Genomic DNA, 26,871 nt, shown 5'->3' on the forward strand with positions numbered 1-26,871 from the left:
ACCACCGTCACATCGACGCTGGCGTAAAGGTGCAAACAGCTATTCGCGACATCAAACGTTCCTCCGCACGGTTCCTAGAAACGGGCATACCGAGCATGCGGTCATTTCCTTATGTTTGCCGACGCCCAAAGCGGGCATGCCTCGATTCCCTCAGATCGACACCATCTCGAAATCTTCCTTGCTGACGCCGCACTCCGGACACTTCCAGTCGGCCGGAATGTCTTCCCAGCGCGTGCCCGGCGCGATGCCGTCGTCCGGCGCACCGCTTGCTTCTGAGTAAATCCAGCCGCACACCAGACACATCAGCGTGCGCATCTCAACCGCAGTCGTGCTCATCAAGCCAGCTCCCCAGAATTCGACGTATGTCGCGTCACGAATGCGCACACCTGCTCGCGCACCTTCGCATCCGACAGAATCCGCCCATGTCCCGTACCCGGCGCCGGCGACAGCGTCGCACCAAGCAGGCTCGCCACCACCCGCTGCGCTTCGCAGTACGGCACCACCGGATCGGCCGGGTCGTGCACGACTAGCACCGGCACAGCGAGCGACGCACCCCGCGCCGGAATGTCCCAGTGGCTCACCGGCACGCCATTGCGCACGAGCAGTTCCGCATAGATGCGCTCGACCACCGGCCGCGGCAGCGCCATATCGCGGCTCGCCCAGCGCTCCAGTACCTCGGTCAGCGCGCTGGTCGGCGCGATCAGCACGATGCAGCGCAACGGCGCGAGGTGCGAGCGTTCCGCCAGCGCCGCAATTGCCGCGATCGACCCGAGCGAATGCGCGATAACGACCTGCGCGCCTTCCATCGCATCCAGCACTGCGCCTGTCGCCCTGGTGAACTGAGTCATCGTCGTATGCTTGCCCGGCGAGATGCCGTGCGCGGGCGCGTCGAACGCCGCCACCGAGAAACCCAGCGTCTGCATCGGCTTGACAAAGCTCAGCATGCTGCTGCTGTCGGTTCCCCAGCCGTGCACAAGAAGCACGCGCGACGCTCCGCCCGCCCAGTAATACGCCCGATCGATGTCCGCATTGCCCTTGATCGATGCCACCTTCGCGCCGAGCGGCACCCGATCGCTGACAGGCAGCCCGTAGCCGCGCGTGAAGCCGAATGCATCGGCGGCACGCCGTCCCGCAGTACGCGGCGCGAAGGTGTTCAATACTTGGTACGCTCGACGGCCGAGCCGCACGCCCAGCGACGGCGCCTGCGCCGTCTGCCGCGCGATCGGAGAGACTTCGGTGAGATTTTCCGCCGACATCATGAGCCCTCCCTCGCCGCTGTGGTCGCGCGCGCGCCGACGGGCACCGGCTCCCGGGACAGGCTCCGGTAGTAGCCTGACTCGGTGTCGTAGAAGTGGCAGTGACGGATCACGTGCCACAGCTCGCCGAACGTGAAGTCCTTCTCGCGGATCATCCCCGGAAACGCTTCCTTGAGCGCCGCCTGCGCCTTCAGAAGGTTGTAGAACGGCACGATCGGCGCGACATGATGCGCGGTGTGCACCGAGATGTTGTGCGTCAGGAAGTGCAGCCACTTCGGATACCGGTAATCAGTCGTCACGAGCAGGCGGCCCGCGTTCGGCGTCCAGTGCTGCGACGGCAGGAACGGGATATCGTCCGACGTGTGATGCATCAGTGTCGTGGCGCTGAACCACGCATGAATCGCCAGCCAAGGCGCGACGAAGTACAGGAACAGGCCCGTGATGCCAGTGAAGTAAATCAGCGCCGGGAAATAGATCGCTGACATGAGCAGCACGAAGCCGATCGAGCGCTTTACGTCGCGCCGCATCTCGCGCTTCGGATAGAAGCCAGGACGGAAGCCAGATTCCTTCCAGTAGCTCACCGTGCCCGCCCAGAAAAACCACTTTCGGGTGCCGGCGTACTCGAGACGCTTGAACAGCGACATGCGGTCGTAAAGCGGCGCGGGAATCGGCCGCCAGTCGGTGTCGAGCTCCAAGTTGTTGGTGTTCGAGTGGTGCAGGTTGTGCGTGTGGCGCCAGGCGTGGAACGGATACAGCAGCGGCAGCAGCGACAGATGCCCGATCATTAGATTGAACGACCGGGAACGCGAGAACGAGTTGTGCCCGCAATCGTGCGCGATGCAATGCAGTCCCCAGCCTCCCAAACCGGCGATCAGCCACAGCGGAATGTAGAACAGCCAGTGCGGCGCATACGAGATGCCGACAATCGCCCCGGTGTACACCGCATAGCTGACCACGAAGCCGAGCACGCCGCGCCACACGCGCGGCTCGTACAGCGACTTTGGAATTGCGTCGGCAAGTCGCACGCCCTCGAGCGCCTTCGACTCCTGTAGGAATTCGTCGAAACGTGCGGGCGGCGCGCTCGGAATGGTGTAAGTGTTCGCCATGTCGATCTCCTGCTCAGGAAGCCTGCAGGCCGAGCTCGGTTGCGAGGTGACGCGCCAGCTCGTTGATGCTGCTGTATTCGAACAGCAGGGCCGGGGACAGGCGTTGCTCGACGACCTTCTCCAGATCGCCCGACACCTGCACTGCGACGATCGAATCGAGGCCATACGCTTCAAAGCGTATGGCCGGATCGATCGCGGCGCGATCCACCTTCAATTGCTCAGCGAGCCGGTCCACGAGCCAGCTGCGGATCGACGCTTCCGTCAGCGGGCCGGCGTCGGCGGCCGCCGCTTTCTTGCGGCCGAACAGGCCGCCCAGGATTCCAGCTTGAGACATTGTGAATACCCCTTAATACGATAGAGACGAACGAAATCACGACGGCAGTTTTTCAATGCGGTTGCTTGGCGAGCTTGCGAATTGCAGCGGGCCCCGGCGAGCGCAGGTCCCACACGATGCCAGCCTTGCCGAGCGTCCAGAGCATCCATGCGCTGAGATCCGGCTCGTACCACTTCACCGAGTGGCGGTACGACGCTGGGAACGCGTGGTGGTTGTTCTGCAGGCCTTCACCGAACGTCAAGACGGCGACCAGCCAGTTGTTCGCGCTGTTGTCGTCGGTCCTGAACGGCCGTCCGCCGAACATATGGCAAATCGAGCCGACGCACCACGCCGCCTGATTCGCTAGAAAAATGCGCGCGAAGCCGCCGAACAGGAGACCGTTCCACACGCCGTGCCACGACCACGAGCCGCTCACGGCGCCATCGATCGCGGCGGGCAGCACGAGACCGAGCAAAATCCACCAGGCGTAGGTACGGTGATAGAAGAAGAGGCGGCGATCGCGCAGCACGTCGGGGGCGAAGAAAGTCCAGCCTGACACATCCGAAGCCAGCATCCATGGCATATGCGCATGCCAGAGGCCGCGCAGCTTCGCGAGCAGCCCCACGCCGGCTAGGTTCGGCGAATGTGGGTCGCCTTTCTGGTCGCTGTAGAGGTGATGGCGGCGGTGCGTCGTTACCCAGAACATGATCGGCCCTTGCGCCGCCATCGAACCACAAATCAGCAGCAGCCCCTCGAACCACGTCGATGTGCGAAACGTCTTATGCGCGAGATACCGGTGGAAACCCATCGTGATCCCGCCCATGTGCAGAAAATAAAACACCGCGAACAGCACCAGATCGGTGACGGCGAACTCGCCCAGGACGAGCTGGCGCACCGCCAGCGCGAATCCGGCGAGCGGAAACAGCATCACGGCCAGTGCGGTGTAGCGTTTGGCGCGCGCCCCGCTGCCGTTTAACGGCGAAACGCCGGGGATCTGCCCCTCGGCGGCCGATAGCCCGCCGGCGGCAGTCACGCCGGGTGCAACCTGAATCGACGATGTCATAGGAGTCTCCAAGCGCTTATGAAAGGGTTACAGCGATGTTGAGGAGTCGGCCGCGCGGCACTTCGGGGCATATCGCACCTCCGTGACGAGGCCCAGTGCATCGAGTAGGCGTATGAACCAGGCGGACGGATCGAGCTGCCAGAACGCGTGGTCGTTGTTGGCGAAGGCTGGTTGCGCGTGATGGTTGTTGTGCCACGCTCCGCCCACTGACACGATCGCGAGCAGCCCAAAATTGCGGCTGTAATCGCGCGTTGCGTGCGGGCGGGTGCCGATCGTGTGGCAGAGCGAATTAACGGCCCAGGTCGATTGATCGAGCAGGAAGATCCGCGCGAGCCCGCCCCACAGGAGGCCGCCTGCGGCCCCACCTAGGACATGCCCGGCGGATGCTAGCAGCGCGCCCGCGAGCGCTGGAATCGCGAGGCCGAGTAGCACCCACCAGCCGTAGCGCAGATTCAGATTGACGATCAGACGGTCCCGCAGCAGGTCGACCGCAAAAGCGCTCCAGTTCCCGCGGCGTACCGTGAATAGCCAGCCCACGTGGCCGTGCCAGAGGCCAGCGAACCGGCTCGTCTTGCCATGCCGGTTCGCTCGCGGGCGCGGCGAATGCGGATCGCCATCACTATCGGTGAACGCGTGGTGCATCCGGTGCGTGGCGGCCCAGAAAAGGATCGGCCCCTGGGCGGCCATGCTGCCAAGCACGCCGAGCAGCACGGTGACGATCGGGCGACCTTTGAATGCACGGTGCGAGAAATACCGGTGCATGCCGGTTTCGACGCCAATCGCGGTCGAGAAATACATCACCGCCAGCAACACGAAGTCGGTCGCGCGCACCCCGTAGATCCACGTGTAGGCAATCGCCAGCGCGAAGCCGAGCGCGGGAATGCAAACAGTCAGATAGGCAAGCCGGCGGGCGCGCGTGTCGGTATCGGCTTCCGCCGCAGGGGCGGCCGCCGGGGCGTGCGAAGACAAAGAATCCACGTCAGCCATGACTGGCTCCGAAGAAAGAAAACGGCAGTGGAAAACGACGATGCAGGTTGCGGTACTGCTTACGGGCTGGCCTCAAGCGTGCTCAGGCTTCCTTGCTGGAACGCCTGCTTGCAGGCTTGCCGGCGCAGCTTGCCACTCGTCGTAAGCGGAATCGCGCCAGTCGGCCCTAGGTGCACCACCGCGGGCGAGACGCCATGGTCGCGCGTGACGGCGCGCGTGATCGCTGCGCGCACCTCGCGCATTTGTTCGTGATTCAGACGGCGTGTGCGTTTGAGTTCCGCAACGATAATGAGCAATTCCTGCTGCACGCCGTCGATCGAAAACGCCACCACGCCGTTAGTGCGGATCGCTTCGTGCGCCAGCTGCGCCGATCCCTCGATGTCGTGCGGGTACAGGTTGCGCCCCGCGACGATCACCACGTCTTTAATCCGCCCCGTCACGAACAACTCGCCGCGGTGCAGGAAGCCGAGGTCCCCCGTACGCAGGTAGCGCGACGGATCGCCCTTGCCGTCGTCGATCGTCGCCGCAAAGATGTCGTTGTTATCTCCGCGATTAAGATAACCGGCCGCGACGTTCGGGCCGGTGAACCAGATCTCGCCGATGGCCTGCTCCGGCAGCACGCGCTTCGTTGCGGGATCGACGATCAGCAGTTGATGGCCCGCCGCCACCGACCCGCAGCCGATCAACGTGGCGCGTCCGCGTACGTCCGATTCCGACTTGTGCGGCTTGCAAAGGCCGCGCGCGAGCGCATCCTTGTCGACATCGACCAGCGTGATCGGCGAGCGGCCGACCTTCCCGGATACATAAAGCGTCGCCTCCGCCATGCCGTAGCAGGGCACCACGGCGTGGCGCTCGAAGCCGTGCCGGCAGAAGCGCTCGAAGAAGCGTTCGAGCGTCGCGAACTTCACAGGCTCCGCTCCACAGAACACGTACTGCAGGGAACTTAGATCGAGTGTGGCCGCTTCTTCTTCGGTAACGTGGTCGACGCACAGATCGAACGCGAAATTCGGCGCGACGCTTGTTGTCACCCGATAGTCGGTGATCGCCTTCAGCCAGCGATACGGACGCTGAACAAAATGCTGCGGTGACAAAATCACGAGCGGAAAGCCGCTGAACACCGCCAGTAGCAGCGCGCCCATCAGCCCCATGTCGTGATATGGCGGCAGCCACGTGCAACCGACGCGATCTGGATCGTCGCCGAGCCGTTCGGCGATTACCGCGCAGTTGCTGACAAGGTTCTCGTGCGTGACAATCACGCCCTTGGGCTCGCCCGTCGATCCCGACGTGTACTGGAGCAAGGCGGGCCGCTCCAGGTTCACGCCCTTCGCGATCATGCTTCGGATGTCATATGTGTAGGCGTTGACATCGTCGAATAAATCTTCATCAACTGTCAGCACAGCAGGCGCGGCGGGCCGGCCAACATAAAGCTCGTCGAGGTGCTGCTGCAGCGAGCGATGAAAATCGCCGACGATGATCACGTCGGGATGCGCGTCGCGGCAAATCGATCCGAAGCGCGCGATCGCACGGGAACCGGCCGGCGGAAACGATGGCACGGCGGTGGCGTCTGCCAACAAAATGCCGAAAAGCGCGGCGACGTAGTTCAGGCCGGGCTGGAGTAGCAGCAGTACGCGCCGTTCGTGCAGAGGGTACTGCAGCAACTTATCGCGTACGTGGATGGCAGCGGCGGCAAACTGGCGATAGGACCAATTCACGACATCCTCTTCGCCGTCGCTCAGGAACCGGAATGCGATCCGCTCCGGCGTATGTTCGGCACGCTCTCGAAGAATATCGAGCAGGGATACAGACCTGCGCTCGGCCTGCAGGACGGCGGCCGGGATGCTACCGGTCATCATGAAAGCCTCGGATAGTCAATTTTGACACTGATTGTTGACGAACAAGCGCTGAGCACGCCGTGCCAGATCAATGCGCCGCCGCAGGGGCAAGCGCTCGGGGGCGCGTGTCCACCGGCGCACACAACATTGCAGTGGCTAAGCCAAGCGCGATTTGCAGGTAACAAAGGGTGTGAAATTCGGCGAGGTGTACCATCGCGTCGCCGGTTATGGCGACCGTGAGCGCCACTCCAAGCACCGATCCGACCTGGCGTACCGCCTGATTAACGGCAGAGCCTACGCCGAATCGCGTCGGCGGCAGATGCGCAACGGCTGCCGCCGAGAGCGAAGGCATGACCATGCCCACGCCCAGTCCGGTGAGTAGCGCCCCCGGAAGCCACGCGTGCACATAGTCGGGATGGGCCCCTGGCACCAGCGCGAACCATATGCTCGCCGCCGTAGATATCAGACTGCCGGTCACCAGCAGAAGCTTGTGTCCCGCGCGCGCCGCGAACCGCCCGCACACGATCGCCGTGGGGACAACGAGCAACGGCCCAGGGCTGCCGGCTAGTCCCGCGCGCGTCAGCGAATACGACCAGACTCCTGTGGTGAATAAGAATGTCTGGAAAAACATCATGGCGAAGCCAATCGCGAAGCACAGTGACGCCAGATTGATGTAGCAGTACGTCCGGTCTTGGAATAGCGAGAGATCGATGGCCGGCGCACGCACCGTGCGTGCCCATGCGACGAACGCTACCAGCATTCCCAGCCCACCCGCGATCGCCAATTTCACCAACGGGGAAGTCCAGCCGACGGCCTCGGAATGCACCAGGCCGAAGGCGATAGCGCCAACGCCGAGGATCAGCATGACGACGCCCATGACGTCAATCGGCGCTCCGCGTTCAGGGTCGTGCGACTCGTCAAGAATGCGCCACCCACGCCATAGCGCAATCGCTCCAAGCGGCAGGTTGAGAAAGAAGGCCCAAGGCCAGCCGAAGCGATCGACCAGGAACGAGCCGAGGCTCGGCCCCAGCGCACCAGCGACGCCGCTCACTGCTCCCCACAAACTCACGGCGATCGCACGTTTGCTGGCGGGGAACGCCGCCAGCAGGATCGACAGTGATGCGGGTAGCAGAAGCGCCGCGCCTGCTCCCTGCACGGCGCGCATCGCACACAGAATCTCGACGTGCCCGGCGATACCGCAGCCGAAGGAGCCACCCAGGAACACGGCAAGTCCGAGCAAGAATGTACGCTTGCGCCCGCGCAAATCGGCGAGGCGGCCGGCCGGCACGAGCAACGCGGCAAACACCAGCGTGTACGCGTTCAAGACCCACGATATGTCGACCGAACCGGCCTCGGCAAACACCCGTCGCAATGCGGGAAATGCCGCGTAGAGCACGGTGACGTCGATCGAAACGAGGAAAACCGCCAAACTTGCAATACAGAAAACCGGCCAGGGCGAAATCGAGTTTGACTGCGCTTGCAGAGCGGGTACGCGGGGTCCGTTCATGTATTTATTCCTCTCCAAGCCCGAGCCGGGCCACTCCTTCGCCAGATTCGGATGCGAAATACGACGTATCGAGAAACGGGAGCGTTCGCGACTGCATCCGGGCTTGAAACAGGGCAACGACCGGCCAAGGGCGCATCGCCATTGCCATGCCCTTTACATGCTGCGCATCTTGCCAGTGGATAACGTTCGCCACTTCTAACGGCAGCCCGCAGACCTCTCCGGTCCAGAGGCTCAGCGTCGTGCGGTCCGCCGTGAGGCGCGGCCCGCTCGCGCGCCCCCCGTAGACGGCGATCGAGTGGCCACAAACGCGTTCGACGTCGGCGCGGCCGCGAATCGGTTTGCAGGCCACCGGACTGGTCAGGAACATATCGGCGGTGAGGCCGAACGGCAACTTGGCGTCCAGCACTTCGTCATCGGGTATCGGCGGCAACGCGGTATCGATGCCCGGGGGGAGCGTCCACGCATGGATGTCGATGAGATCCCGGCTTGCGTTGTGCAGCGCCTGGCGAACCGGCGCGGGGAACGAGCCGAGGAAGATGTCGACATCTATGCGATTGCCGGAGCGGCGCGCCACCGTCACCCCGCGAACGTGGCGGTCCTGGAAGCGACCGTGCCATTCGCGCCCGCCGATATCGGCGCCGCTCCACACGTGTTTCGGCTCCACTTCGGCGAAGATGCCCTCGCAGGCAGCCGCGAGATCCTCGACCCGGCCACGGCCGACGACTTCTCCAAACGTCATGGGATGCCGCAAACTGACCTCGTCTTGCGCCGACGTCTCAAGCTCGCGCAGCAACTCACCGACATAGAGACCGGCACGTCCTTGGTGACTCATCGTCGTTTCCTTCCCTCTCATTGTCGTTTCATCCTTTGCGCCGGGTAGGCGCGCCCTTCGACGTGCGTCATACCTTCGCTCGAATGGAAGCGTTTGCCCCCATTCGCTCCAATATCCGCCGCGCGGCGAATGCTGGTCGATCGAGCTGGATGTCGATCATCGGAGCTGTGGGACTCCAGTTCGCCTGAAGGCTCTCTGCGACGTCCTTGTCCTCCATGACGGTCGAGAACACTTCTTTCGCGGTGAAATCGGTAAATCTCTGGTTGTCGACGTCGAAATCGCGGTGCATGCCTACAAAGACATGGCTGGTGACATCTGTGGCAGGCGTGAAGATCGTGGTCGTATAGACATGGAAGACGTTGCCGCTTGAATCGTCGCAGGCGTGCGCCCTCGTTTCGACCCGCGTATTGCCGATGGGCCAGTAGAGGACCTCCTGGAAGCGGTCGATGTAGTCGAGCTTCAGGATATGGGCGTACAAGGGAGGCGTCTTCTCACGGCGCAGGTAGCGGCGCACGCGGACTTCGTTGTCGTTAATCACGATTTCAGGGGGAGTCTGGACGATGTCGAGCGAGCCCAGCGTCTTGGCGTGCACGAAGGCGGCGTGCGAGATGTCGAGGATGTTGTCGATGCCGAGCAGGTAGCTGCAGGCGATGGTGCAGTAACTCATCGTCCCCGCGAGCTCGGGCGCTGAACACACCCAATGGTTCGGGATCGACGCCTCGTCGGCCTTGTCAGGCTCGCCGGTCCATAGCCAGACGAAGCCGTACTTCTCGACGGCAGGGAACGTCCGCACACGTGCGCCTTTCGGGACCGTGCTCTGGCTGGGGATATTGACGCACTCGCCCGAGCAGTTGTACCTGAGCCCGTGGTACCAGCACTGGAGCTCGTCTCCGACAAGGCGTCCCCGAGACAATGGAACCTGTCGGTGCGGGCACCGGTCCTCAAGCGCGACGACCTGGTTCGTTAAGGTGCGGTACATGACGATGTTCTGATTCAGCATCGTCCGCGCAAAAGGCTCCCTTTGTATTTCCCCGGAAAGAGCTGCTGCGTACCACGCATTTTGGATAAACATGGTTCCTCACTTTGCTACATGGATGGCGTTGTGGCCCACCCGACGCGAGCGCGGGTGGGCGTGTCCGTTCTAGGATGGTTGCTACTTGCGCGCGACTGCCACAAACGGGTCGCCGTCCCGAGCATCCGCCTCGGTCGCTTCGCGATCGAGACAACCGTCTGCCATCCGCTCGAGGAATTCATCCGTCGCGGACTGCAGATTGATGCAGGGATACTGGTAACGCCCCGTCGTATAGCGCAGTGCACCAAAAAAGGATGGCTCCACCGGCGCGCCTGCCGCTCCGAAACGTCCCTGCGACGCCAGGTATGCGTGCAGCGCCGGCAGCCGGTAGCACGGGACGGCCGGATATTGGTGGTGCTCGAGATGGTAGTTACTGCCGAAGAAAAGAGCGGTGTAGATCGGCGACGTGTAGCTGCGAGCGTCGCGGTATCGACCCGGTACAGTATCCGTGTGCTCGATGTATGCGCGCAGGGTGCTGAATACGTACACTCCGACATAAGGAATGAGCATTACCGTGAATCCAAGCCATAACGAGCGATACCAGATGAACCCGTATCCTGTCACGGCACACAGATTCAGCGCGATGTTGATCCGCGATATCCAGCGCATTTCGCGCTGAGTGAACGGGAGTCTTGTGTTTTCTGGCCAGGGCAGGCCCAGCGCCATGCGCACCGCGTTCTGCGTATAAATTCGAACGCCCTTGGAGCGCGCAAGAAAAAAGCGCGACAGGAAGTTCCGGTACTGCGAGTAAATCTGAACATCCGGGTCGATATCCTGACCGGTAAAGCGATGGTGCTTCCAGTGCGTCATGCTGAAGCCCACGATCAGGAAGCCCGGCACGAGCGACGAAAAGAGCAGCGCCAGCGCGGCGCTCACATACTTGTTCCGGTGCAGGTTCGTGTGCATTCCCTCGTGCCCAACAAAGGTCAAGAGGTGCATGCCATGACCGCCGATCACGCCCAGGACGACTGCCATGCCAATACGCGCCGGCGTCGACGCCGGAAGATCGACGATGGCGAAGGCCACCATGGCCGGAATCAGGAAGAATGCGAGCGCGTGCGCAAGGTAGAGGACCGTGGCTATGGAGCCAATCCGATGAAATTGTCTTGGAAGCTTGAGCCGCGAAAACGCGACGTGGGTCTCCAACGTGGCTTCGATGGTCATAGCTTCTCTCCTCCGTTGATTGGACGTAGGATCGGCGAATGCCGGATCTGTACTGGCAGGGTGGGGAATCCTGTGCCCGATGACCGGACATCGATGGTCCTCACGGTCATATCGGCTCCCTGACAGCGCAATCGCCACCGGGCGCGAACGATCCGGAGTTGCCCGACGCGCACGCCAGAGCCGGAGCCGCATTGGCCTCCTCGGCCAGGCGCTGGCGAAACGCCATCTCGGCCCGAATCTCCTGGCTTCGCTGAGACATCTCCATCAAGGGCTTGATGACGCCAATCTCGCCACGCAGAACGGCGTCGTCCGCCCACTTCTTGATATCGCTGGGATTGAATACGTCAAACGGCGAGCACTGGCGATTCTGTGAAGCCAGCAAGCGAGCCTGCAGTTCAGGGTCGGCCGCCAGCTTGCCGTACAGAATCCGGCTGAGCGGATTGTTGTGGCCGAGCGCGCCCCTGTTGCGCGAGTATTCAAAGAGGTCGATCGAGCTCGCGTCTCGCTGGCGCCAGTAGCGCACCAGTGCCTGGTCCTCGCCCTCGATAATTGCCCGCCCAAGCGCCCGGGCGTCGCGGAGCGCGTCGGTGATCCCGAAGCCGGGAGAAGGGTCCATGAAAAGGCCTGCATCGCCGACCAGGGCCCAACCCGGTCCCGCTGCCTGACGAAAGAAAAAGCGCAGCTTCAATGCGCCGATCACCTTACTCACCGGCTCTCCCGCGATCAGCGGCGCCGTGTAGCGGTTGCGCTGGAGCGTCTCTATGAGCTTCTCTTGTGATCGCCCCCGCCACTCAGGCAACTGCGCTTTTGAGAAAGCTACCCCGACGAGCAAGAGATCACGGTTTGTCGGGAAGATGAAGATGACGTCGTCGCCGAAGCTACAGTTCATCGCCCCGCCCTGGAAGCGCGGATCGTCGTCGAACCAGTCCGGTCTCGGCCAGTACGCCCAGTACATCGCACGAGGACAGTCATATCCGTGGTACTCCTCGGCGCCCACGAGCTGCGCCGTGGTCGACTGATGGCCATCCGCACCGACCACGACTCGCGCATGAATCTCTTCGCGCGTGCCGGCATGTTCGACCGCGGCTCCGGTGACCCGCTCGCCGTCGCGAAGCAGTTCGACCAGCCTCGTTCGAGTACGGACCTCGGCCCCGGCGGCACGCGCTTCGTACAGCAGCAGCGCATCGAGATCCATACGACGCGGGCAGGAGCAGCGCCCACCGACCGGATACTCGATACGGCCAGTCGCGTCGTCGATTCCGTACATCATGCTGGGCACGGGCGGCGCGAAGCCGCGCACCTTATCGCCGATGCCCAACTCGTCGAGCATCGCCATGCCGGCGGGCGAGATCCAGTGGGTGGAAAGCGGCTGGTCGCTCGGGAGATTGCTAGGGTCGATAGCCAGGACGCGCTTGCCGGCGCGCGCAAGGTGAATCGCAAGAGTGGAACCGGCGCAGCGGGCACCAACGATTAGGGTGTCTAACACGGAAAGATTCCCTTTAGAGAATGACTGGAACTCGCGTTCACATGACGCGACCTCGACATCCCGCCCACCATCGACCGATGGACGCGATCGGAACTGGCGGTGAGTGCACTCGCACGCGCTGGCGGCAAACCGAACGCCGTGGGCGTATCCGAACGCGCGATGATGTCGACGGTGCCCGAATCTGGATGGACTATCGCCCGTCGATCAGTTTTCCGCCCTCGCGTTCGGCATAAACGGCGCGATCAATGCGCCCCCTCCATCTACCCAACGTGGAACCGCTGCAACAGTATCGAGGCATTGACTCCGCCAAACCCGAACCCGTTGGACAGCGCGATCTTGATTGGGGCGCGGCGCGCCGACGGCCCGATCAGGTCGAGGCCGGCCGCGGAGTCGTCGGGATGCTCCAGATTCAGCGTTCCAGGAAGCACTCCATCCCGGAGAGCAAGAATGGAAAACGCTGCCTCGATAGCGCCCGCCGCCCCCAACAAATGCCCCGTCGCAGACTTTGTAGAGGAAATAGCCGGACCCCTTCCTGTTTCGAAGACAGTCTTTAAGGCCGCAATTTCTCCGGCATCGCCAACCGGCGTCGATGTAGCATGGGCGTTGACGTAGTCGACACGATCTGGGGCTATGTCCGCCATCGCCAGGGCCAGCTTCATCGCCCGCATGGCGCCAGCTCCATCGTCTGGGCCGGCCGTCATGTGATAGGCATCTGCGGTGGTTCCATAGCCAATGATTTCGGCGATCGGGCGGGCGCCGCGCGCTATAGCATGGTCCAGCGCCTCTACCACCAACATTGCGGCGCCTTCACCCATCACAAACCCGTCACGGTTGCGGTCGAATGGGCGCGAGGCGCGAGTCGGCTGATCGTTGAAGCCCGTCGACAAAGCCCGCGCCGCCGAGAACCCGCCAAGGCTGACTTTGTCAAAAGCAGCTTCGGCGCCGCCTGCCAACACAATGTCCGCTTCTCCCGCCCGTATCAAACGCATCGCATCACCGATCGCCTGTACGCTGGCCGCGCAGGCGGTCACAGGGCAGCCGAGCGGCCCCCGAAACCGATGCTTAATCGATATCTGGCCGGCCGCCAAATTCGACAAGAAGGACGGAATGGTGAAAGGCGACAGGCGCCGCACACCGCGCGTTTCGCCTGTCCTTACTGCATCGGCCAGCCCGAGAAATCCGCCGATGCCCGACGCAATGACGGTCGCAGTGCGCTCGCATTGATGTTCGGTCTGCGGGACCCATCCGGCATCTGCTAACGCCTCGTCGGCTGCGACCATCGCCATTTGGATGAACCGATCCATCTTTCTCAACTCTTTGCTCGGAATCGAGATTTCGGGATCGAAACCACCCTCCGGATCGATTGTCTTTTCTTGCACCGTCCCGCCGACCTTAACAGGAAGATCGCCGACTATTTCATCCCCAAGCAGGCGAAGTCCGGAGCGCCCGTCAATTAGGCGCTGCCATACCAGTTCCGCACCGCAACCCAGTGGAGAAACAATGCCGAGGCCCGTCACAACCACTCGAAGTGTCATTCCATCTCCCTTTCTCGGACCAAGACTCGCTGAGCCGCATCGTTCAAGCTTTTCATCTTTCGACGCACTTCTCCCGACAATAAAGTCAGCATCGCGACTGCCCTCTCTCATATCCCGATCTCCCGCACTTTTTAGGCGATTTAACCCAATATTTCTCGTTCAAAAAAGCTGCCCGAATGGGCAGGGTGACGTCTGTAGACACAGCTCGTAGGGCTACGACACCGACAGAGGGAAGAACATTCGAGAACCGCAGACTTTCTGCGAAGCACAGGCAATTACGGCGGTTCGCTATGACCGGGGTCTGGCGTGAACACCACTAAGCGGTGGGTAAGGAAAACGATCGGAGAGACGTTTAACCTAGCGACCGAATTTCCGTCCTCATGGTCCGCTGGCGAATGCATTCTGTTCCGCCTGCGCCGCTTTGCACTTGTGGCCGTATCGATCCAGTGAATTGTAGTGACGAGCGACTTGCGGTCTTTTCAGGTCGCATAACCCAGACTGTTGCGGGTCAGATGGGCGATGCAGGTTTGCAGCGTGGTCGTGGGGAACAGGGCCGGCGCTTCCGGCATGCCCTTTAGGCCGTCGGCCACGGCAATCAGGATGTCGTTGACGCCGCGCGTTTTCAGGTCGATGAACACCTTCATCCAGAACTTGGCACCCGCGGTGTTTTCGATCCGCTCCGCTGAGGCGCGACCTCGCCGGAGCGCCGCTCTCGTCTCGCTCCGGCTCTCCTCTACCACGTTATCCCGACGATGCTGCTCGGGAACAAGCGTCCTCCTGGTCGTGCCCGTCGGCAAAGAAAATGTTCGGGCTCTTGCCGCCCAGTTCGACCGTCGACGGGATCAGATTGTCGGCGGCGGCGCGCAGGATGTGCTTGCCAACCGGGGTCGAACCCCTGAACGCGATGTTCGCGATTCGCCTGCTTCCTTGCCGAAGCCGTTCACAATATTGATCACGCCGACCGGAAACAGGTCGCCAATCAGCTCCATGAGCACGAGCGCCGACACGGGCGTCTGCTCGGCCGGCTTTATCACGACGCAGCAGCCGGCCGCGAGCGCGGGCGCAAACTTCCATGCGGCCATCAGCAGCGGGAAATTCGACGGGATGATCTGGCCGACGACGCCGATCGGCTCGTGGAAGTGATACGCAACCGTGTTGACGTCGACCTCGAAATCGCGCCTTCCTGCGCGCGGATATTGCGCGGTACCGCGAGCTTTCGTGCATCCCCCGGCGGTCTCCAGGCGGGTTGAAGCGTCCGTCGCAAAATGAGCCTTCCACCGCCTGCCAATGAGTTTGAAGCCCCAACGTGCCCAGCGCCTCACGCAGGATTTCACACAGATGCCTATAGACCACCTCGGAAAATGCGCCCACGGTGCCCCGCACCGGATAGGCCAAGCTTAGGTTGAGAATGCCCGGCCCCTGCGCCACCAGCCCACCGCCAGACATATGCAGAAACACCGGGCAGCCGCGCCGTGCGAACTCGGCGCGGGCGCTCTCCAGGGCAGCGAAGCGCTGGCAACTGCGCGGCACCACCAGCGACATCGGCGCCTGCCACAGATGCGCGACGCATTGGCCCGCCGCGGCCAGCGACAGCAGCGCCGTCTCCGCCACGAGGGGATCGTCGGCGTCGGCATCGAAGTCGACGATGTTGGATGGCATATGCACGTGAAACGGGTTGGGAACGAGGGACCAGAGCGGCACTTTGCGGCCTAGTGGAAGGTAAAGCCGCCGTCCACGTTGACCGACTGGCCGGTGACGTTGTCCATCGTCGCGAAGAACAGCGCCAATCGCCCCATGTCCTGCGGCGTCTGAGCGCGACCTTGCGGAATGAGTGTAAGCTGGTGGCGAGCCCACGAGTCCTCAACCGATTCTCCGTCGTTCTTCCATTCGTCGGCCAGGCGATCCCACATGTACGTACGGACGATCCCCGGGCAGATGGCGTTCACGGTGATGCCCTCCTGCGCCACCTCCTTGGCCAGCGCGTTGGTAAAGCCCACCACCGCGAACTTGGAGGCACAGTAGTGCGCGAGGTTCGGAAAGCCTTCCTTGCCTGCGACGGATGCGACATTGATGATGCGCCCCGACTGCCGTGCTCGCATCGGCCCCAGCGCGGCTTTGCAGCCCAGGAAGGTGCCTTTGGCGTTGACGTCTATCACGAAATCCCAGTCTTTTTCAGTGAGATCTGCGACCGGGTGGATGTCGATGACGCCCGCGCAGTTGACCAGGATGTCCAGCCCGCCAAATTCCGCCACGGCCTGGTCGACCATCGCCTGCACCTGCGCGGCATCGGTCACGTCCACGCGTCGGGTGACAGCGCGCCAACCCAGTTCACGCACCTCGCCGGCAGTGGCCTGCATCTCGTCATCCAGCAGATCGGCGATCAGCACGTCGGCGCCAGCCCGAGCGAGTTCCAGCACGATGCCTTTGCCGATACCGCGCGCGCCGCCGGTCACGATTGCCGATTTGCCGGCCAGCGGAAGTGAAGTCGATACCATGTAGTGTCTCCTTGGACGTTGTACTGCGGGTAATAGTCGCCGCGGCGCCGGGCTGCGGCGGTGCGGCCTGAAGCTTGGGCGCCGGCAGGCTAGCGGAGCGGGACGTCATGGGTGTGCTAGCGCCTTCCTGAGCATGCGCATTTGAGAGGGATCAAGGTGGCCAGCGCTAGGCCAAAGTAGGCCTCGACTGCTTGCGCCGGCGTAAGGCCTGCGCGATAGTATTGACGCAAACGCGCGACCACGGCGTTATCTGCCTGGTACGGGTAACTTACGAAATTGGCAGCGCGGGCCTGTTCGTACCAGGCGCTTGTCCATTCGACGATCTTGTGCAGTTCATCAACGGCGATGCGATGTTGCGTTTCAGGCACGTTATACTCCATTCGATTCTATCTCTGCGCACCGTGCCACCAGCAAATGCTGGTCTTCAGCACGAACAAAATGCTTATTTGCACTGCGCGGGTCGGTACCGATTTGCGACCGGGAAGTACCAATCCGCGCAGCTCCGTCAGTGGTAGCCGTGACGCAATGCCGACGAATAAAGATATCGTTTAGAAAACGTGGCGAACGCCAAGGTTCGCCCCCACTGTCGTGCCCGTGACGCCGTTCAGCGCGCCGTTGATCGAGAGACCGGTGTTCATCGCTCCGTGGTTGTTCACGACACCCACCTGTCCATACAAGGTGGTCCTTTTCGATAGGAAATATTGGACTCCGACCGCGCCCATGACCGAGTGATTTGTCGTCTGATTTCGATCGCTCGTGACCCAGACGCCGCCGTTCAGATCGAGATCGGGCAGAAGCAGATAGTCAACACCACCACCATAGACGTTGTTGTTGAACGAGCCGGCCACCTTGTAGCTTGTGAACGATGCCTTGACCGTTACCTTGCCGAATTTGTATGCGGCGCCAAGCATTCGACCGAGAAACGGCTGCGTGGTCGGAACGGGTGTCTGAGCATTGCCGCCGGCATTGCCGTTGTATAACGACGCATTGATCGTCAGGCTGCCGTTGTCGTATTTCAGGCTGGCGGAATATTGGCGGCCGGCAGAAAAATTGCCGGCCGCGCCGCCGAACGCGAACATCACGCTGCCCTGCAATCCGGCGATCACCGGGCTCGTATAAGACACAGCGTTGGCGTTAAAAATCCCTGTAGCCACCACGTTGTTGACATAGTTTACGATGCCGCTGCCGAACTGCGATAAGCCGCGCGGGTCGAGTTCGTACAGCGATAGTAAGAAAGGTGAGAACTGCAGACCAGCCTTGAACTCGCCGAGGTCGTTGCTCAGGCCGACCCATGCCTGCCGGCCGAACATATTGCCGTTTGAATCGTTGAACGCGCCGTTGGCCATACTGAAGCCGCTCTCGAGCTTGAACTCCGCTTTCATCCCGTGGCCGAGATCTTCCACGCCTAAAAGCCCGAACTCCGATACCGAATCGCCACTATCGATCAGCGAAAATTGCCTGCCTGCGTTCTGCCCGGTCGACGCATTCGGCGACTTATTCGTGAACAGCAAGCCGGCGTCGACGACGCCATAGAGCGTAACGCTGCTCTGCGCCTGCGCCGCACCCGCGAGCGTCAACCCGAACACCGTGGTGACTAATCCCTTTGCTGCCAACCATCGTTGTTGATCCATACTTTGTCTCCTTCTATGTAATATTGATCCGGTCGGAGCCTTTTCGGTCCAATACGGAACTTATTTAGGACTACTTAACAATTTAATAAATTTACGTTATTGACTCCATGAGCAATATTCGGCTTACAGCGATCCCGATAATGATTTATACGACTTGACTTTCAGCTGACTCAACGCCTTTTGCGCTGCCCATGCCGCAGTTCAGATGCCCCCCGTAAGACTTATGACACAGTAAAATCCAATATTCTGACAATAAGTCTGGATCCGCACCAAATCTCCGTGTGCCGGATTAGCAACCAGCGTTTACTGGCCGAACTCCTGGTGCGATCAGGTTCTGCGCTAATTCGCGCAGAAGGTGCTCGATGAGTGCACCGCGAACCGGCATGCTGGCGAGTTCCAGAAGGTCTTGAGCGAGCAGTGACAATCTTGTCTCCTTAAGTAAGGTGCGTGTGCCGGTGGCTAGAGATACCGGTCAACGCCGGAAGCGTGCGAAGGACAGGGAAACCTGGTGGCCGAGAAGTCGCTGGTGCGCCGCCCAAAACGAACAGCGTCTGTTTTGAGAGCGATTGAGACCAGTCATATAGTCGGAAACCGGGTTCACTCGAGTCGAAGCCGGAGACCTCCATGCCCATCGAGACTCGGCCGAGCGCAATTCCCGCGGCGATAAGCCTTCATGGATTCGCCTTTGCCGACCTTTTTGATACCGCAGGACTCGATCTCTTTGCGCGTAGCTTCCAGTTCTTCCGCCATCCAAGGCGAGTCCCAAACCGCGAAGCGGTGACCGCCCTTAGCCAAGTCGCAGCGCGATCGCTTTGCCGATGCCGCGAGCCGCACCAGTGATATCGAGCAACCGCCATGGCTCTTCCTCGTAAATATGTTTCGAAGCCGAACGTAGTGGCGCGCTCAAGCGGACGGATCGATCAGGATCTTCATCTTGCGCCCGGCTCGTAACTGTTCGAATCCTTCGGTTACGATTCCTTCCAAAGGGATAGTCTCGACCCAGCCGGTCATGTTGTAGTGCCCCTTGGCCATGAGATCGATGACGGCCCGATAGTCGTCGGCGGTATAGCAAATCGTGCCCTGGATACGCCGTTCCTTGAGTACGAGGTTGAGTAGCGGCGTAGGCATCGGCCGGTCGTAAACTGCCACGCTGACGAGCGCACGGTGCTCGCCGATACAATCGAGCGCCGAAGCGACCGCAGCCGGTACGCCGGCTGCATCATAGGCAGCATCTACGCCGTTTCCATTCGTCTTCTCGGCGATCAGATCGGCGACGTTCACGGTCGTGGGGTCGATCGTGCGCGCACCTAGTGCCTCGACGGCCTGGCGCCGCGCCACTGACGGCTCGACAAGGTCGATCTCGGTGAGTCCCATGCCGCGCAAGGCGAACCACAGGCCAAGGCCTATGGGCCCAGCGCCGAAGACCAGCGCCCGACTCTGGTCATTCACACTCCCGAGTTTGGCCGCGTGATAGGCCACCGGCATCGGCTCAACGAGCGCCCCCATCTCCACCGACACGCTGTCCGGAAGCTTGTGAACCATGTTGTGCTGCACGACGGTATATTCCGCCATGCCGCCATCGGCCATCAGTCCATGGAAGCCGATGCAGTTGCAAAGGTTGTAATAGCCGGTCCGGCACGGACGACAATCCCCGCACCGGTAAATTGGCTCAACGGCGACTTTGTCGCCTTCCCGGACGTCCGTTACGTCCGCACCTACCGCGGTTACGATTCCAGAGAACTCGTGGCCAAGCACGAGAGGCATCGCCTTTCCAGTCAGGGGGTGGGGCTCCGCCTTCGGAACGAAGATCGGACCGTCGTAGTACTCATGGAGGTCGGTGCCGCAAATGCCGTTGCGACTGACCTTGATTTTGACCTGGCCCGCCGATACGGATGGTTCCGGCAGGTCTTCGATCCTTAGTTGATTATTGCCGTAGTACACTGCAGCTCGCATTGTTTGTCTCCTCTATGGATTGATGTGGGGTCGGCAAGAGGCCTGCCTCGTGCTTCTACCGACAGATGGAAGGCTCTCGCCTTCGATACAAAAAGCATTCGTACATGCCAACTTCTTGAGCATGCCGGCTCATCGAGGCGCCGCGCTTGCACCTCCCCCGTCTTGCCTTCCACATTCAGAACAACGTCGCGACCTGGAACGGCATATCTATCGCCGCTCAATGACTAGTCCAGATACGCTCTCCTCCCTACACTTCGCCGTGTGCCTCGCGGTGGACTTTGAGACCCGAGCCGCGGGCATCAGTGAGGCCGCGCATGTGCTTGATGATGCAGTCCAGTCGCAGCGCTATCCGCTCGGCGTCACCCAGCTTGTTGATGGTGCTCATCTTTTGTCTCCGATGGGTTCGGGCGCGCGCCTGGATCGACGCGACATGGCGGTTAGGCCATAGACCGAATTGTATAAACACATATGCTTTTGTCAACGACATTGACACATGCATACATGAGTACAATCCCTACGTGAACTCACCCGCCCGCTCGAGCGCACTGGCAAGGCACCTTGCACGCACTTATGTTTCGCGTCAGGTGCGGCGCACGTCACCATGGACAACCGCAAGGCGGTCTCCATAAACGTCGGCCGCTCGCGCGATAAATTCGATAGGCGTGAGGGGGCATAGCTGGCCTGCCGGCGGTCAAGGCCCTCATCGAACATGTGCGTCATGACATCGCTTCCTAGCTTTGCTGAACTTGATCAACAAAGACTAGCAACGTACATTGTTGAGGGTCTGTCATTGCGATGACAAAGCCTCCTTGAGCGCACCCTATGCTCTTTTTCTCAAAATCCGCCCATGAATGACGTTCCCGACACCCCGTCCGCCCCGCTCAGGGATAGCACGTCTGAGGAGATCGGACAGGCTGAAGTGCCCCGGTTATTTGGACGCTGCACGTGGTTTCGCGCACTTGCAAGTGAACACCAGACCCTCGTACTGGAGCACGCGCAAGCCGAATACCGCGAGACCGGGGCGCTGGTCGCTCGCCGGCAGGCGCCGTCCGACTACTGGATTGGCGTTCATTCCGGCTTGCTCAAGCTTGCCCTCTACACCCCGTCCGGCCGCAGTTGCACCTTTTCAGGCGTACCCCCGGGGGGCTGGTTCGGCGAAGGCAGCGTCATCAAGCGGGAACTCCGCAAATATGATGTGGTGGCAATTCGGCCGTCCGTCGTCCTGCTCGTTCCGTCAGCGACCTTCCACACGTTGCTATCGTCCAGCCTGCCATTCAATGGATTCGTGATCCGTCAGCTGAACAACCGTATGGGAGAATTCATCGCATCAATCCAAAACAGCCGTCTGCTCGACGTCGACGCGCGAGTAGCTCAATCACTTGCGCAACTATTCAATCCCGATCTTTACCCCGAGACAGGACGAACGCTCGCCATTTCACAGGAAGAAATCGGCCTGCTGGCGGGAGTCTCGCGCCAGCGAAGCAATCAGGCATTGCAAAACCTCGAAAGGCTCGGCATTGTGCGGGTTTCGCGTAACCAGATCGACGTACTCGACGTCCACCGGCTGAGCGCATTCGGCCGTGACCAGATATAACCGCCTTTGCCCAACGTCAACCGCGCCCGCGGCGTAGCTTTAGCCGGAGCATCAGTCCACGCGAATTGGGCACGCGCAGTATCGAAGAACCCGGCTACTGCAGGCCCAGGCAGCTACTGCCGTAGTTCGATGCAATACGCCTATCGCGGGCCACGCGGCATTCCGCACTCCGAAGACCGTGCGTGCGCGCAATCCGCGCCAGGATGGCGCTGCCCCAGGCGCCCCGACAATCCCATTTGAATACGTCCCTCAGTGCCCATCAGCGCTGCAGTCAGTGGATGATAGTCAGTAAGATTGCGGCAGAACTGGTTGCCTAGAATCCAACGCCAGATTCCGGTGCCCAATTCGGGCACCGGGCACCTACTTCGCGTGTTTGACGGCAAGGCGCTGGTCGAGGCCGTTTGCGGCAAGGGCGTCAAAGGCCGGATCGGCGAGCAACGCGGTGGTGTGCTGGGGACGCTGTCGAGGGCGTGCTCGCGGAGGGCATTCGCATCGTCATGCTCGCGGGCGACAGCGAGCCCACGGCCAAAGCCGTCGCGACTCGTCTCGGCATCTACGAGATCGTAGCGGGCGCAGCATGCATATTGTTCCAGAAAAGCGGCGGCATCCCCAATGTCGTAATTGCCGTAAACACGATGTCTCGGCGCAACGGACTAAGTTTTCTCTTGTGACCATTCGCAGCTCGAGTACCTCTTGCTTTGATTAGCTCAGTTGCTACGACGGCTAGCGCAGTAACCAGCCCAAATAGCATTGCGGCGCCAACGGCTGTCCACTTCTTACTGATTGCATCCAAACCGAAAAGAATGGAGTGCATGACGGTCACTGCGCCTACGTATATTCGCCTCCTTGTCTCTTTTCTGCTATGTATGACGGGCTCACACAAACGCCGGCTCAGCCGGTGCGGCCCCGTTATTCACCGGGGCACCTAAAGTCCGCCCCGGTGCCAACATTGGCTCAAGCAGCGCGTACCATGCTGTTCAGATCGACGAGTGGCATGTTGTTTTCGAGGCAATGGTCGATGTACCTTTGTTGAAACGTCGTCGCATTTTCAAATCCGACCTTGTTGCCGTTTTCGTCGAGGAACGCGATCGAGCCCTCCAGGATGATGAAAAGTACCACTTCCTCTCCGGGGACCGTCTTGAACGTGTGCTTCGAGTTGGCGACTTCATAGATGAAGTCGCCAGCCTTCGCCACCCAGTCCTTCTCGTGCTCCTCATAGTACCAGCCACCGCTCACCGTGTAGACGTGGATCGTCCCGTAGTGGTCATGGACGCCGAGCGAGCAACCTCCAGGCGCCTTTAGAAGCATCGTCACCTGTCCGCTAACGGGATCGATGTGAAGCATCTTCAGCTGGACGTCGTTCGAGTAGGGCGTGAACGGATGCCATGGCGACTTCGTGCTGTCGAAGTGCAGTGGTTCGTATTGCGGGATTCGGGTGAGTTTTGTTGCCGCTTCCATTGTTGTCTCCATCGGTTAGTGGTGTTGTCAGGTCATATGGCTTTGACATATCGCGAGGTGGAATCGCCACCCAGTCATCTCGCGACAGTGAGCAAATATGCGCATCGGCGAAGGGGACGTCTTCCACATTCAGAACCACGTCACGACCTCGACCGACATATCTATCGCCGCTCAATGACTAGTCCAGATACGCTCTCCTACCTACACTTCGCCGTGTGCCTCGCGGTGGACTTCGCACAACTCAGCATCGGTGGGCCGCGATTTCTCACATGTGCGCTCTGCGGCCCAGTGCCTCAGTTCAGCACCCGTTCGCTTTCACAAAATCACGCAGCACCTGATCAAACACTTCGGGTGCCTCGCGAAAGAGGCAATGCCCAACCCCCTCAAGCATCGAGACCCGAGCCGCAGGCATCAGCGAGGCCAGCCGCTTAGCCGCCGCGGGCAGCACGACGTCGTCGGCACTGCCATGGAGCACCATCGTGGGGATCTGTAGTTCACGCAGCAGGTCGTCGTTGTTCACCTGTCGCGAGAACAGCGCGGCGCGCACTTCGGAAGGAACGATACAGTTATAGCCCAGCAACTCATACAGCTCGCGCTCGTTCACTGGGCGAGCGTGGCACTCCTGGATGAACCGCAGGAGTGCCGGCACGACGGTGGCCATGTCGGGGGCGAACAGACTGCCCACGTAGGACAGAACCTGCGGGCCGAGGAGGCTCAGGGCGGTTTCATCGCCGAGTCGCGTCAGTGCACCTGCGAACACTAATCCAGCCAAGCGAGCACCGCCGTGCTGGCGCAGGTAGTCGCAAGCCACCAATCCACCGTACGACCACGCCACCAGCACCACTGGCCGATTGCCCAGAGCATCGATAGCGGCAGCAACGTCGTCCGCCCACAGCGAGCCATCGCTGTAAGCCGTGGGCTCCAGCGGTTTGGCCGATCCGCCGTGGCCGCGCAAATCCAGTGCCGCCAGCCGATGGTCTGCAGTCAGCTCGCCCTCAAATTGGCGATGCCAGATCGCCCCCGACTGGGAGAAGCCGTGAAGAAACAGGATCGTGGGACCGGAAGCGGGACCTGTCTCGAGAAGGCGAAGGTCAAGGCCCCCGCCGCCCCGTATTTCCCGAATGGAAAGGGTGTGTGTCATGGGAGATAGCTCGTGGCGTTGCCGCGGGTCTTGGTTAATGGGCGCGATCCACGAGGCCGACCCCGGTGGGAGCGTTCGCTTCGCCGCGCAGCTGGCGCAGCACGGTCTCCAAATCAAAATAAATGCGCTCTGCAAGCAGGCGACCCGCCTCGTCACCGTCACCAAAGAGATAGAACGCTGCGAGCTCGAAAGTGACGGGTCGGCCAGTGGCCGGGATACCGCAGAACTCGCTGCGGTGGGTGCCGGTCACTGTGACCTCCCGGATCGAGCAACCAGGCACGTCGTACGCGGAGGTAGCGCGCAGCACGAAATCGGGGAACGCAGCGTCGAATGCAGCGTAGAACTCCTGCACGCCCTTGAAGCCGCTGAACACGGTCGACATCGGAACGACGTCGTAAGAGGAACGCTCGTCACGTATGAAGGTATCGTAGACGGCGTCCCAGTCATGCGCGTTCTCGGCGCGCATGTGCTCGATGATGCAGTCCCGTTGCAGCGCTATCCGCTCGGCGTCACTCAGCTTGTTGATGGTGCTCATCCTTTGTCTCCGGTAGGTTTGGGCGCGCGCCTGGATAGACGCGACATGGCGGTTAGGCCATAAACCGAATTGTATAAACATACGTGCATTTGTCAACGCCATTGACACATGAATCAGTGGGTATAATCCCTACATGAACTCACCCGCCCGCATCCCCATCGAATCCGTAAGCGAACGCGCTGTCCCCATGGACGGCATCGACGAGGCCATCGTGGCTTTTCATCAGGCCTATCAGGTGGTCATCGCTGGCGCAGACGAGCGACTCGCCGAGTTAGGCTTGGGCCGAAGCCACCACAAGGTGCTCTACTTCGCTGCGCGGCACCCACGCTGTTCGGTCAGTGACGTGCGCGAATTCATCGGCGTGTCACGACAGGCCCTGCAGCGGCCCCTCAACGACCTGCATAAGCACGGCCTGATCGAAACCCTGGTGTCGCCCAGTAACCGGCGCGTCCATCAGTTGTTGCTGACCGTTGAGGGTGCCGCGCTGGAATTCGAGGTCACTCAACTCATGCGTAAGCGCTTCGAACATGCGTTCGAATCTGTACCAGCAGCCAGCCGCAAGCACTGGAGCGCGGTGATGCGCGCATTTGTGGCTTGAGGCGGGCGCAGATTCAAATACGCTTCCCCATGCCAGGGTTCGATGTGCTGTTTGACGTCCATCGGAGGGGGCTGACTGCATGTCTCTCCCGAATTGCGAAGGCAATGGCGCCGTCGACTTCGCAACGTTCGATAGCCATATCGACTCTCTTCCGTCGAACGGCATCGCGGCGCTGCTCGAGGGGGGCGACCAGCGCGTGCAGTTGCCCGCGAGCAAGGGCAAAAGCGTCGCTGCAACGTGCCTGGTCGCGCGCGAGTTTGATGCACCAGCCGGTGTGAAGCCGATCGAATGGCGCTTGCTGACTAACCGCACGGCGACCACGCTGGAAGAAGCGACCGAATTGATCGAGTGGTATCGGGCGAGATGGGAAATCGAGATCCTGTTCAACGTTCTGAAGAACGGCTGTCAGGTCGAAGAACTGCAGCTGGGCACGATTGAGCGACTCGAGCGTGCGTTGGCGCTGTTCCTTGTGGTGGCTTGGCGCGTGACTATCTGATGCGGCTGGGCCGGACCTGTCCTGATCTGGACGCGCGTCTGTTCTTCGATTCCGATGAAATTCGGGCTGCGTACTTGCTTACGAAAACGCCCAGATCTGTGCAACCCAAGCTCAACGAAGTGTCGCGCTTGGTCGCACGCCTCGGTGGTTTCCTCGCTCGCAAGGGCGACGGCGAACCCGGCGCGGAGACCATCTGGAAGGGACTTACGAAAGTTCATATCGCCGCGGAAACCATGCGCCTATTGCGCGATGACGGTGATGCCGACACTTCTGTATAACGACGTGGTTTAGAAGTGCTCCGACATCCAGGGCCGCGGCGCTCACGCCTGGCCCGTCTGTCGCTCGTTGAGCGGCCGCCTCCTTGCACTTCGCCGTGTACACGCAGCTCCTACCCGGACATCTCTTTTTCGTTCCTTTGCCGAGTTTATGCGCGGCCTGCTGCAAGGCAAAATTTGAGGGAGGAGACTCAGCTGTGTCTTGAGGTCACAGGAAAAATACAAACGTCTAAGATGCATCGAGAAGCCTCATGGTGATCTCCTAATTGTTTAATCCACTGAAAAACCAGTGTCGCCTGAATTTGAATCCCATCGGATCCGACTAGCCATAGCCGGCTATTTACTATTTTTAAGATGAAAAGCAATGGTTTCCTTCAGCTGTCACCCAAAGCGTACGTTTCGTCTACCGAACGTTCTAGGGATGGTGTTCAAAACACGGTCGGCGACGCCGACGTAACGACGCAAGTAACGCCAGGTGAAATCAATGAGACGACGCGCGCGAATTCGATGTTCGAATGAGCATAGATGCAGCTCTGCAATCC

The 26,871-nt window shown here is 61.0% G+C and carries 23 protein-coding genes and 3 pseudogenes; 3 read left to right on the forward strand and 23 right to left on the reverse strand.

The window, feature by feature from the left end; all coding sequences use genetic code 11:
• Window positions 1-150: 150 nt before the first annotated feature.
• From AB4Y31_RS30935 to AB4Y31_RS31030, 20 genes and pseudogenes are all read right to left on the reverse strand, one after another.
• The gene (locus tag AB4Y31_RS30935) at window positions 151-336 is read right to left on the reverse strand and encodes a rubredoxin (RefSeq protein WP_368677305.1); all 186 of its coding nucleotides are present in this window, start codon (window positions 334-336) and stop codon (window positions 151-153) included.
• Window positions 336-1,259, reverse strand: coding sequence for an alpha/beta fold hydrolase (locus AB4Y31_RS30940; protein ID WP_368677306.1), 924 nt, complete (start codon window positions 1,257-1,259; stop codon window positions 336-338). Before AB4Y31_RS30940 ends, AB4Y31_RS30935 begins: the two co-directional genes overlap by 1 nt.
• Entirely contained in the window at window positions 1,256-2,362 is a 1,107-nt protein-coding gene (locus AB4Y31_RS30945) for a fatty acid desaturase (protein ID WP_368677307.1), read from the reverse strand. Before AB4Y31_RS30945 ends, AB4Y31_RS30940 begins: the two co-directional genes overlap by 4 nt.
• Before the next feature lie 13 nt (window positions 2,363-2,375).
• The gene (locus AB4Y31_RS30950; protein WP_368677308.1) at window positions 2,376-2,696 is read right to left on the reverse strand and encodes an acyl carrier protein; all 321 of its coding nucleotides are present in this window, start codon (window positions 2,694-2,696) and stop codon (window positions 2,376-2,378) included.
• A gap of 52 nt (window positions 2,697-2,748) precedes the next feature.
• Window positions 2,749-3,738 carry an acyl-CoA desaturase gene (locus AB4Y31_RS30955; protein ID WP_368677309.1) on the reverse strand — a complete coding sequence of 330 codons (990 nt, stop codon included), beginning with the start codon at window positions 3,736-3,738 and terminating at the stop codon, window positions 2,749-2,751.
• A 27-nt stretch (window positions 3,739-3,765) separates the two neighbouring features.
• On the reverse strand, window positions 3,766-4,725 hold the full coding sequence (locus AB4Y31_RS30960; protein ID WP_368677310.1) for an acyl-CoA desaturase: 960 nt from the start codon (window positions 4,723-4,725) through the stop codon (window positions 3,766-3,768).
• A gap of 59 nt (window positions 4,726-4,784) precedes the next feature.
• A complete protein-coding gene (locus AB4Y31_RS30965; protein WP_368677311.1) occupies window positions 4,785-6,578 on the reverse strand; it encodes a fatty acyl-AMP ligase in 1,794 nt (597 codons plus the stop codon).
• Between the two features lie 67 nt (window positions 6,579-6,645).
• Window positions 6,646-8,064, reverse strand: coding sequence for an MFS transporter (locus tag AB4Y31_RS30970; protein ID WP_368677312.1), 1,419 nt, complete (start codon window positions 8,062-8,064; stop codon window positions 6,646-6,648).
• Window positions 8,065-8,068: 4 nt separating this feature from the next.
• Window positions 8,069-8,896, reverse strand: a complete 828-nt coding sequence (locus AB4Y31_RS30975) for a hypothetical protein (RefSeq protein ID WP_368677313.1) — start codon at window positions 8,894-8,896, stop codon at window positions 8,069-8,071.
• Window positions 8,897-8,963: 67 nt separating this feature from the next.
• Window positions 8,964-9,968 (reverse strand): Rieske 2Fe-2S domain-containing protein, encoded by a 1,005-nt coding sequence (locus tag AB4Y31_RS30980; protein WP_368677314.1) that lies wholly within the window; start codon window positions 9,966-9,968, stop codon window positions 8,964-8,966.
• An 81-nt stretch (window positions 9,969-10,049) separates the two neighbouring features.
• Entirely contained in the window at window positions 10,050-11,132 is a 1,083-nt protein-coding gene (locus AB4Y31_RS30985; RefSeq protein WP_368677315.1) for a fatty acid desaturase, read from the reverse strand.
• Window positions 11,133-11,238: 106 nt separating this feature from the next.
• On the reverse strand, window positions 11,239-12,618 hold the full coding sequence (locus AB4Y31_RS30990; protein WP_368677316.1) for an NAD(P)/FAD-dependent oxidoreductase: 1,380 nt from the start codon (window positions 12,616-12,618) through the stop codon (window positions 11,239-11,241).
• A 260-nt stretch (window positions 12,619-12,878) separates the two neighbouring features.
• Complete coding sequence (gene fabF, locus AB4Y31_RS30995) at window positions 12,879-14,153, reverse strand: beta-ketoacyl-ACP synthase II (RefSeq protein WP_368677317.1); 1,275 nt, start codon at window positions 14,151-14,153, stop codon at window positions 12,879-12,881.
• A gap of 381 nt (window positions 14,154-14,534) precedes the next feature.
• A pseudogene (locus tag AB4Y31_RS31000) lies at window positions 14,535-14,827 on the reverse strand (transposase); the annotation flags it as partial.
• A 67-nt stretch (window positions 14,828-14,894) separates the two neighbouring features.
• Window positions 14,895-15,487: pseudogene (locus tag AB4Y31_RS31005) on the reverse strand (aldehyde dehydrogenase family protein).
• Window positions 15,488-15,862: 375 nt separating this feature from the next.
• A complete protein-coding gene (locus AB4Y31_RS31010) occupies window positions 15,863-16,648 on the reverse strand; it encodes an SDR family NAD(P)-dependent oxidoreductase (protein WP_368677318.1) in 786 nt (261 codons plus the stop codon).
• A 116-nt stretch (window positions 16,649-16,764) separates the two neighbouring features.
• The gene (locus tag AB4Y31_RS31015) at window positions 16,765-17,016 is read right to left on the reverse strand and encodes a hypothetical protein (protein ID WP_368677319.1); all 252 of its coding nucleotides are present in this window, start codon (window positions 17,014-17,016) and stop codon (window positions 16,765-16,767) included.
• 180 nt (window positions 17,017-17,196) lie between these two features.
• Entirely contained in the window at window positions 17,197-18,279 is a 1,083-nt protein-coding gene (locus AB4Y31_RS31020; protein ID WP_368677320.1) for a porin, read from the reverse strand.
• 903 nt (window positions 18,280-19,182) lie between these two features.
• Entirely contained in the window at window positions 19,183-20,220 is a 1,038-nt protein-coding gene (locus AB4Y31_RS31025) for a 2,3-butanediol dehydrogenase (protein WP_368677321.1), read from the reverse strand.
• 259 nt (window positions 20,221-20,479) lie between these two features.
• Window positions 20,480-20,617, reverse strand: a complete 138-nt coding sequence (locus AB4Y31_RS31030) for a hypothetical protein (protein WP_181322026.1) — start codon at window positions 20,615-20,617, stop codon at window positions 20,480-20,482.
• A gap of 462 nt (window positions 20,618-21,079) precedes the next feature.
• Between AB4Y31_RS31030 and AB4Y31_RS31035 the strand changes: the two genes are divergently transcribed.
• Window positions 21,080-21,826 carry a Crp/Fnr family transcriptional regulator gene (locus AB4Y31_RS31035; RefSeq protein ID WP_368677322.1) on the forward strand — a complete coding sequence of 249 codons (747 nt, stop codon included), beginning with the start codon at window positions 21,080-21,082 and terminating at the stop codon, window positions 21,824-21,826.
• A 954-nt stretch (window positions 21,827-22,780) separates the two neighbouring features.
• Here AB4Y31_RS31035 and AB4Y31_RS31040 read toward each other — a convergent pair.
• The 3 genes from AB4Y31_RS31040 to AB4Y31_RS31050 all read right to left on the reverse strand — a co-directional run bounded on the left by AB4Y31_RS31040 (window position 22,781) and on the right by AB4Y31_RS31050 (window position 24,960).
• A complete protein-coding gene (locus AB4Y31_RS31040; RefSeq protein ID WP_181322027.1) occupies window positions 22,781-23,284 on the reverse strand; it encodes a 2,4'-dihydroxyacetophenone dioxygenase family protein in 504 nt (167 codons plus the stop codon).
• A 298-nt stretch (window positions 23,285-23,582) separates the two neighbouring features.
• Entirely contained in the window at window positions 23,583-24,425 is an 843-nt protein-coding gene (locus AB4Y31_RS31045; protein ID WP_368677323.1) for an alpha/beta fold hydrolase, read from the reverse strand.
• 34 nt (window positions 24,426-24,459) lie between these two features.
• Window positions 24,460-24,960 (reverse strand): ester cyclase, encoded by a 501-nt coding sequence (locus AB4Y31_RS31050; RefSeq protein ID WP_368677324.1) that lies wholly within the window; start codon window positions 24,958-24,960, stop codon window positions 24,460-24,462.
• 187 nt (window positions 24,961-25,147) lie between these two features.
• On the opposite strand from AB4Y31_RS31050, the gene AB4Y31_RS31055 reads away from it, so the two are divergent.
• Window positions 25,148-25,558, forward strand: a complete 411-nt coding sequence (locus AB4Y31_RS31055) for a MarR family winged helix-turn-helix transcriptional regulator (RefSeq protein ID WP_181321975.1) — start codon at window positions 25,148-25,150, stop codon at window positions 25,556-25,558.
• A 190-nt stretch (window positions 25,559-25,748) separates the two neighbouring features.
• Window positions 25,749-26,332: pseudogene (locus AB4Y31_RS31060) on the forward strand (IS4 family transposase); the annotation flags it as partial.
• Window positions 26,333-26,871: the final 539 nt, after the last annotated feature.

This window comes from Trinickia sp. EG282A, from assembly GCF_040965455.1.
GTDB classification, from domain to species: Bacteria; Pseudomonadota; Gammaproteobacteria; order Burkholderiales; family Burkholderiaceae; genus Trinickia; species Trinickia symbiotica.

Excerpts from the sequence above, each read along its gene's own strand:
- AB4Y31_RS30935 (WP_368677305.1), bottom strand. The coding sequence starts at position 336 with ATGAGCACGACTGCGGTTGAGATGCGCACGCTGATGTGTCTGGTGTGC.
- AB4Y31_RS30940 (WP_368677306.1), bottom strand. The coding sequence starts at position 1,259 with ATGATGTCGGCGGAAAATCTCACCGAAGTCTCTCCGATCGCGCGGCAG.
- AB4Y31_RS30945 (WP_368677307.1), bottom strand. The coding sequence starts at position 2,362 with ATGGCGAACACTTACACCATTCCGAGCGCGCCGCCCGCACGTTTCGAC.
- AB4Y31_RS30950 (WP_368677308.1), bottom strand. The coding sequence starts at position 2,696 with ATGTCTCAAGCTGGAATCCTGGGCGGCCTGTTCGGCCGCAAGAAAGCG.
- AB4Y31_RS30955 (WP_368677309.1), bottom strand. The coding sequence starts at position 3,738 with ATGACATCGTCGATTCAGGTTGCACCCGGCGTGACTGCCGCCGGCGGG.
- AB4Y31_RS30960 (WP_368677310.1), bottom strand. The coding sequence starts at position 4,725 with ATGGCTGACGTGGATTCTTTGTCTTCGCACGCCCCGGCGGCCGCCCCT.
- AB4Y31_RS30965 (WP_368677311.1), bottom strand. The coding sequence starts at position 6,578 with ATGATGACCGGTAGCATCCCGGCCGCCGTCCTGCAGGCCGAGCGCAGG.
- AB4Y31_RS30970 (WP_368677312.1), bottom strand. The coding sequence starts at position 8,064 with ATGAACGGACCCCGCGTACCCGCTCTGCAAGCGCAGTCAAACTCGATT.
- AB4Y31_RS30975 (WP_368677313.1), bottom strand. The coding sequence starts at position 8,896 with ATGAGTCACCAAGGACGTGCCGGTCTCTATGTCGGTGAGTTGCTGCGC.
- AB4Y31_RS30980 (WP_368677314.1), bottom strand. The coding sequence starts at position 9,968 with ATGTTTATCCAAAATGCGTGGTACGCAGCAGCTCTTTCCGGGGAAATA.
- AB4Y31_RS30985 (WP_368677315.1), bottom strand. The coding sequence starts at position 11,132 with ATGACCATCGAAGCCACGTTGGAGACCCACGTCGCGTTTTCGCGGCTC.
- fabF (WP_368677317.1), bottom strand. The coding sequence starts at position 14,153 with ATGACACTTCGAGTGGTTGTGACGGGCCTCGGCATTGTTTCTCCACTG.
- AB4Y31_RS31010 (WP_368677318.1), bottom strand. The coding sequence starts at position 16,648 with ATGGTATCGACTTCACTTCCGCTGGCCGGCAAATCGGCAATCGTGACC.
- AB4Y31_RS31020 (WP_368677320.1), bottom strand. The coding sequence starts at position 18,279 with ATGGATCAACAACGATGGTTGGCAGCAAAGGGATTAGTCACCACGGTG.
- AB4Y31_RS31030 (WP_181322026.1), bottom strand. The coding sequence starts at position 20,617 with ATGAGCACCATCAACAAGCTGGGTGACGCCGAGCGGATAGCGCTGCGA.
- AB4Y31_RS31035 (WP_368677322.1), top strand. The coding sequence starts at position 21,080 with ATGAATGACGTTCCCGACACCCCGTCCGCCCCGCTCAGGGATAGCACG.
- AB4Y31_RS31040 (WP_181322027.1), bottom strand. The coding sequence starts at position 23,284 with ATGGAAGCGGCAACAAAACTCACCCGAATCCCGCAATACGAACCACTG.
- AB4Y31_RS31045 (WP_368677323.1), bottom strand. The coding sequence starts at position 24,425 with ATGACACACACCCTTTCCATTCGGGAAATACGGGGCGGCGGGGGCCTT.
- AB4Y31_RS31050 (WP_368677324.1), bottom strand. The coding sequence starts at position 24,960 with ATGAGCACCATCAACAAGCTGAGTGACGCCGAGCGGATAGCGCTGCAA.
- AB4Y31_RS31055 (WP_181321975.1), top strand. The coding sequence starts at position 25,148 with ATGGACGGCATCGACGAGGCCATCGTGGCTTTTCATCAGGCCTATCAG.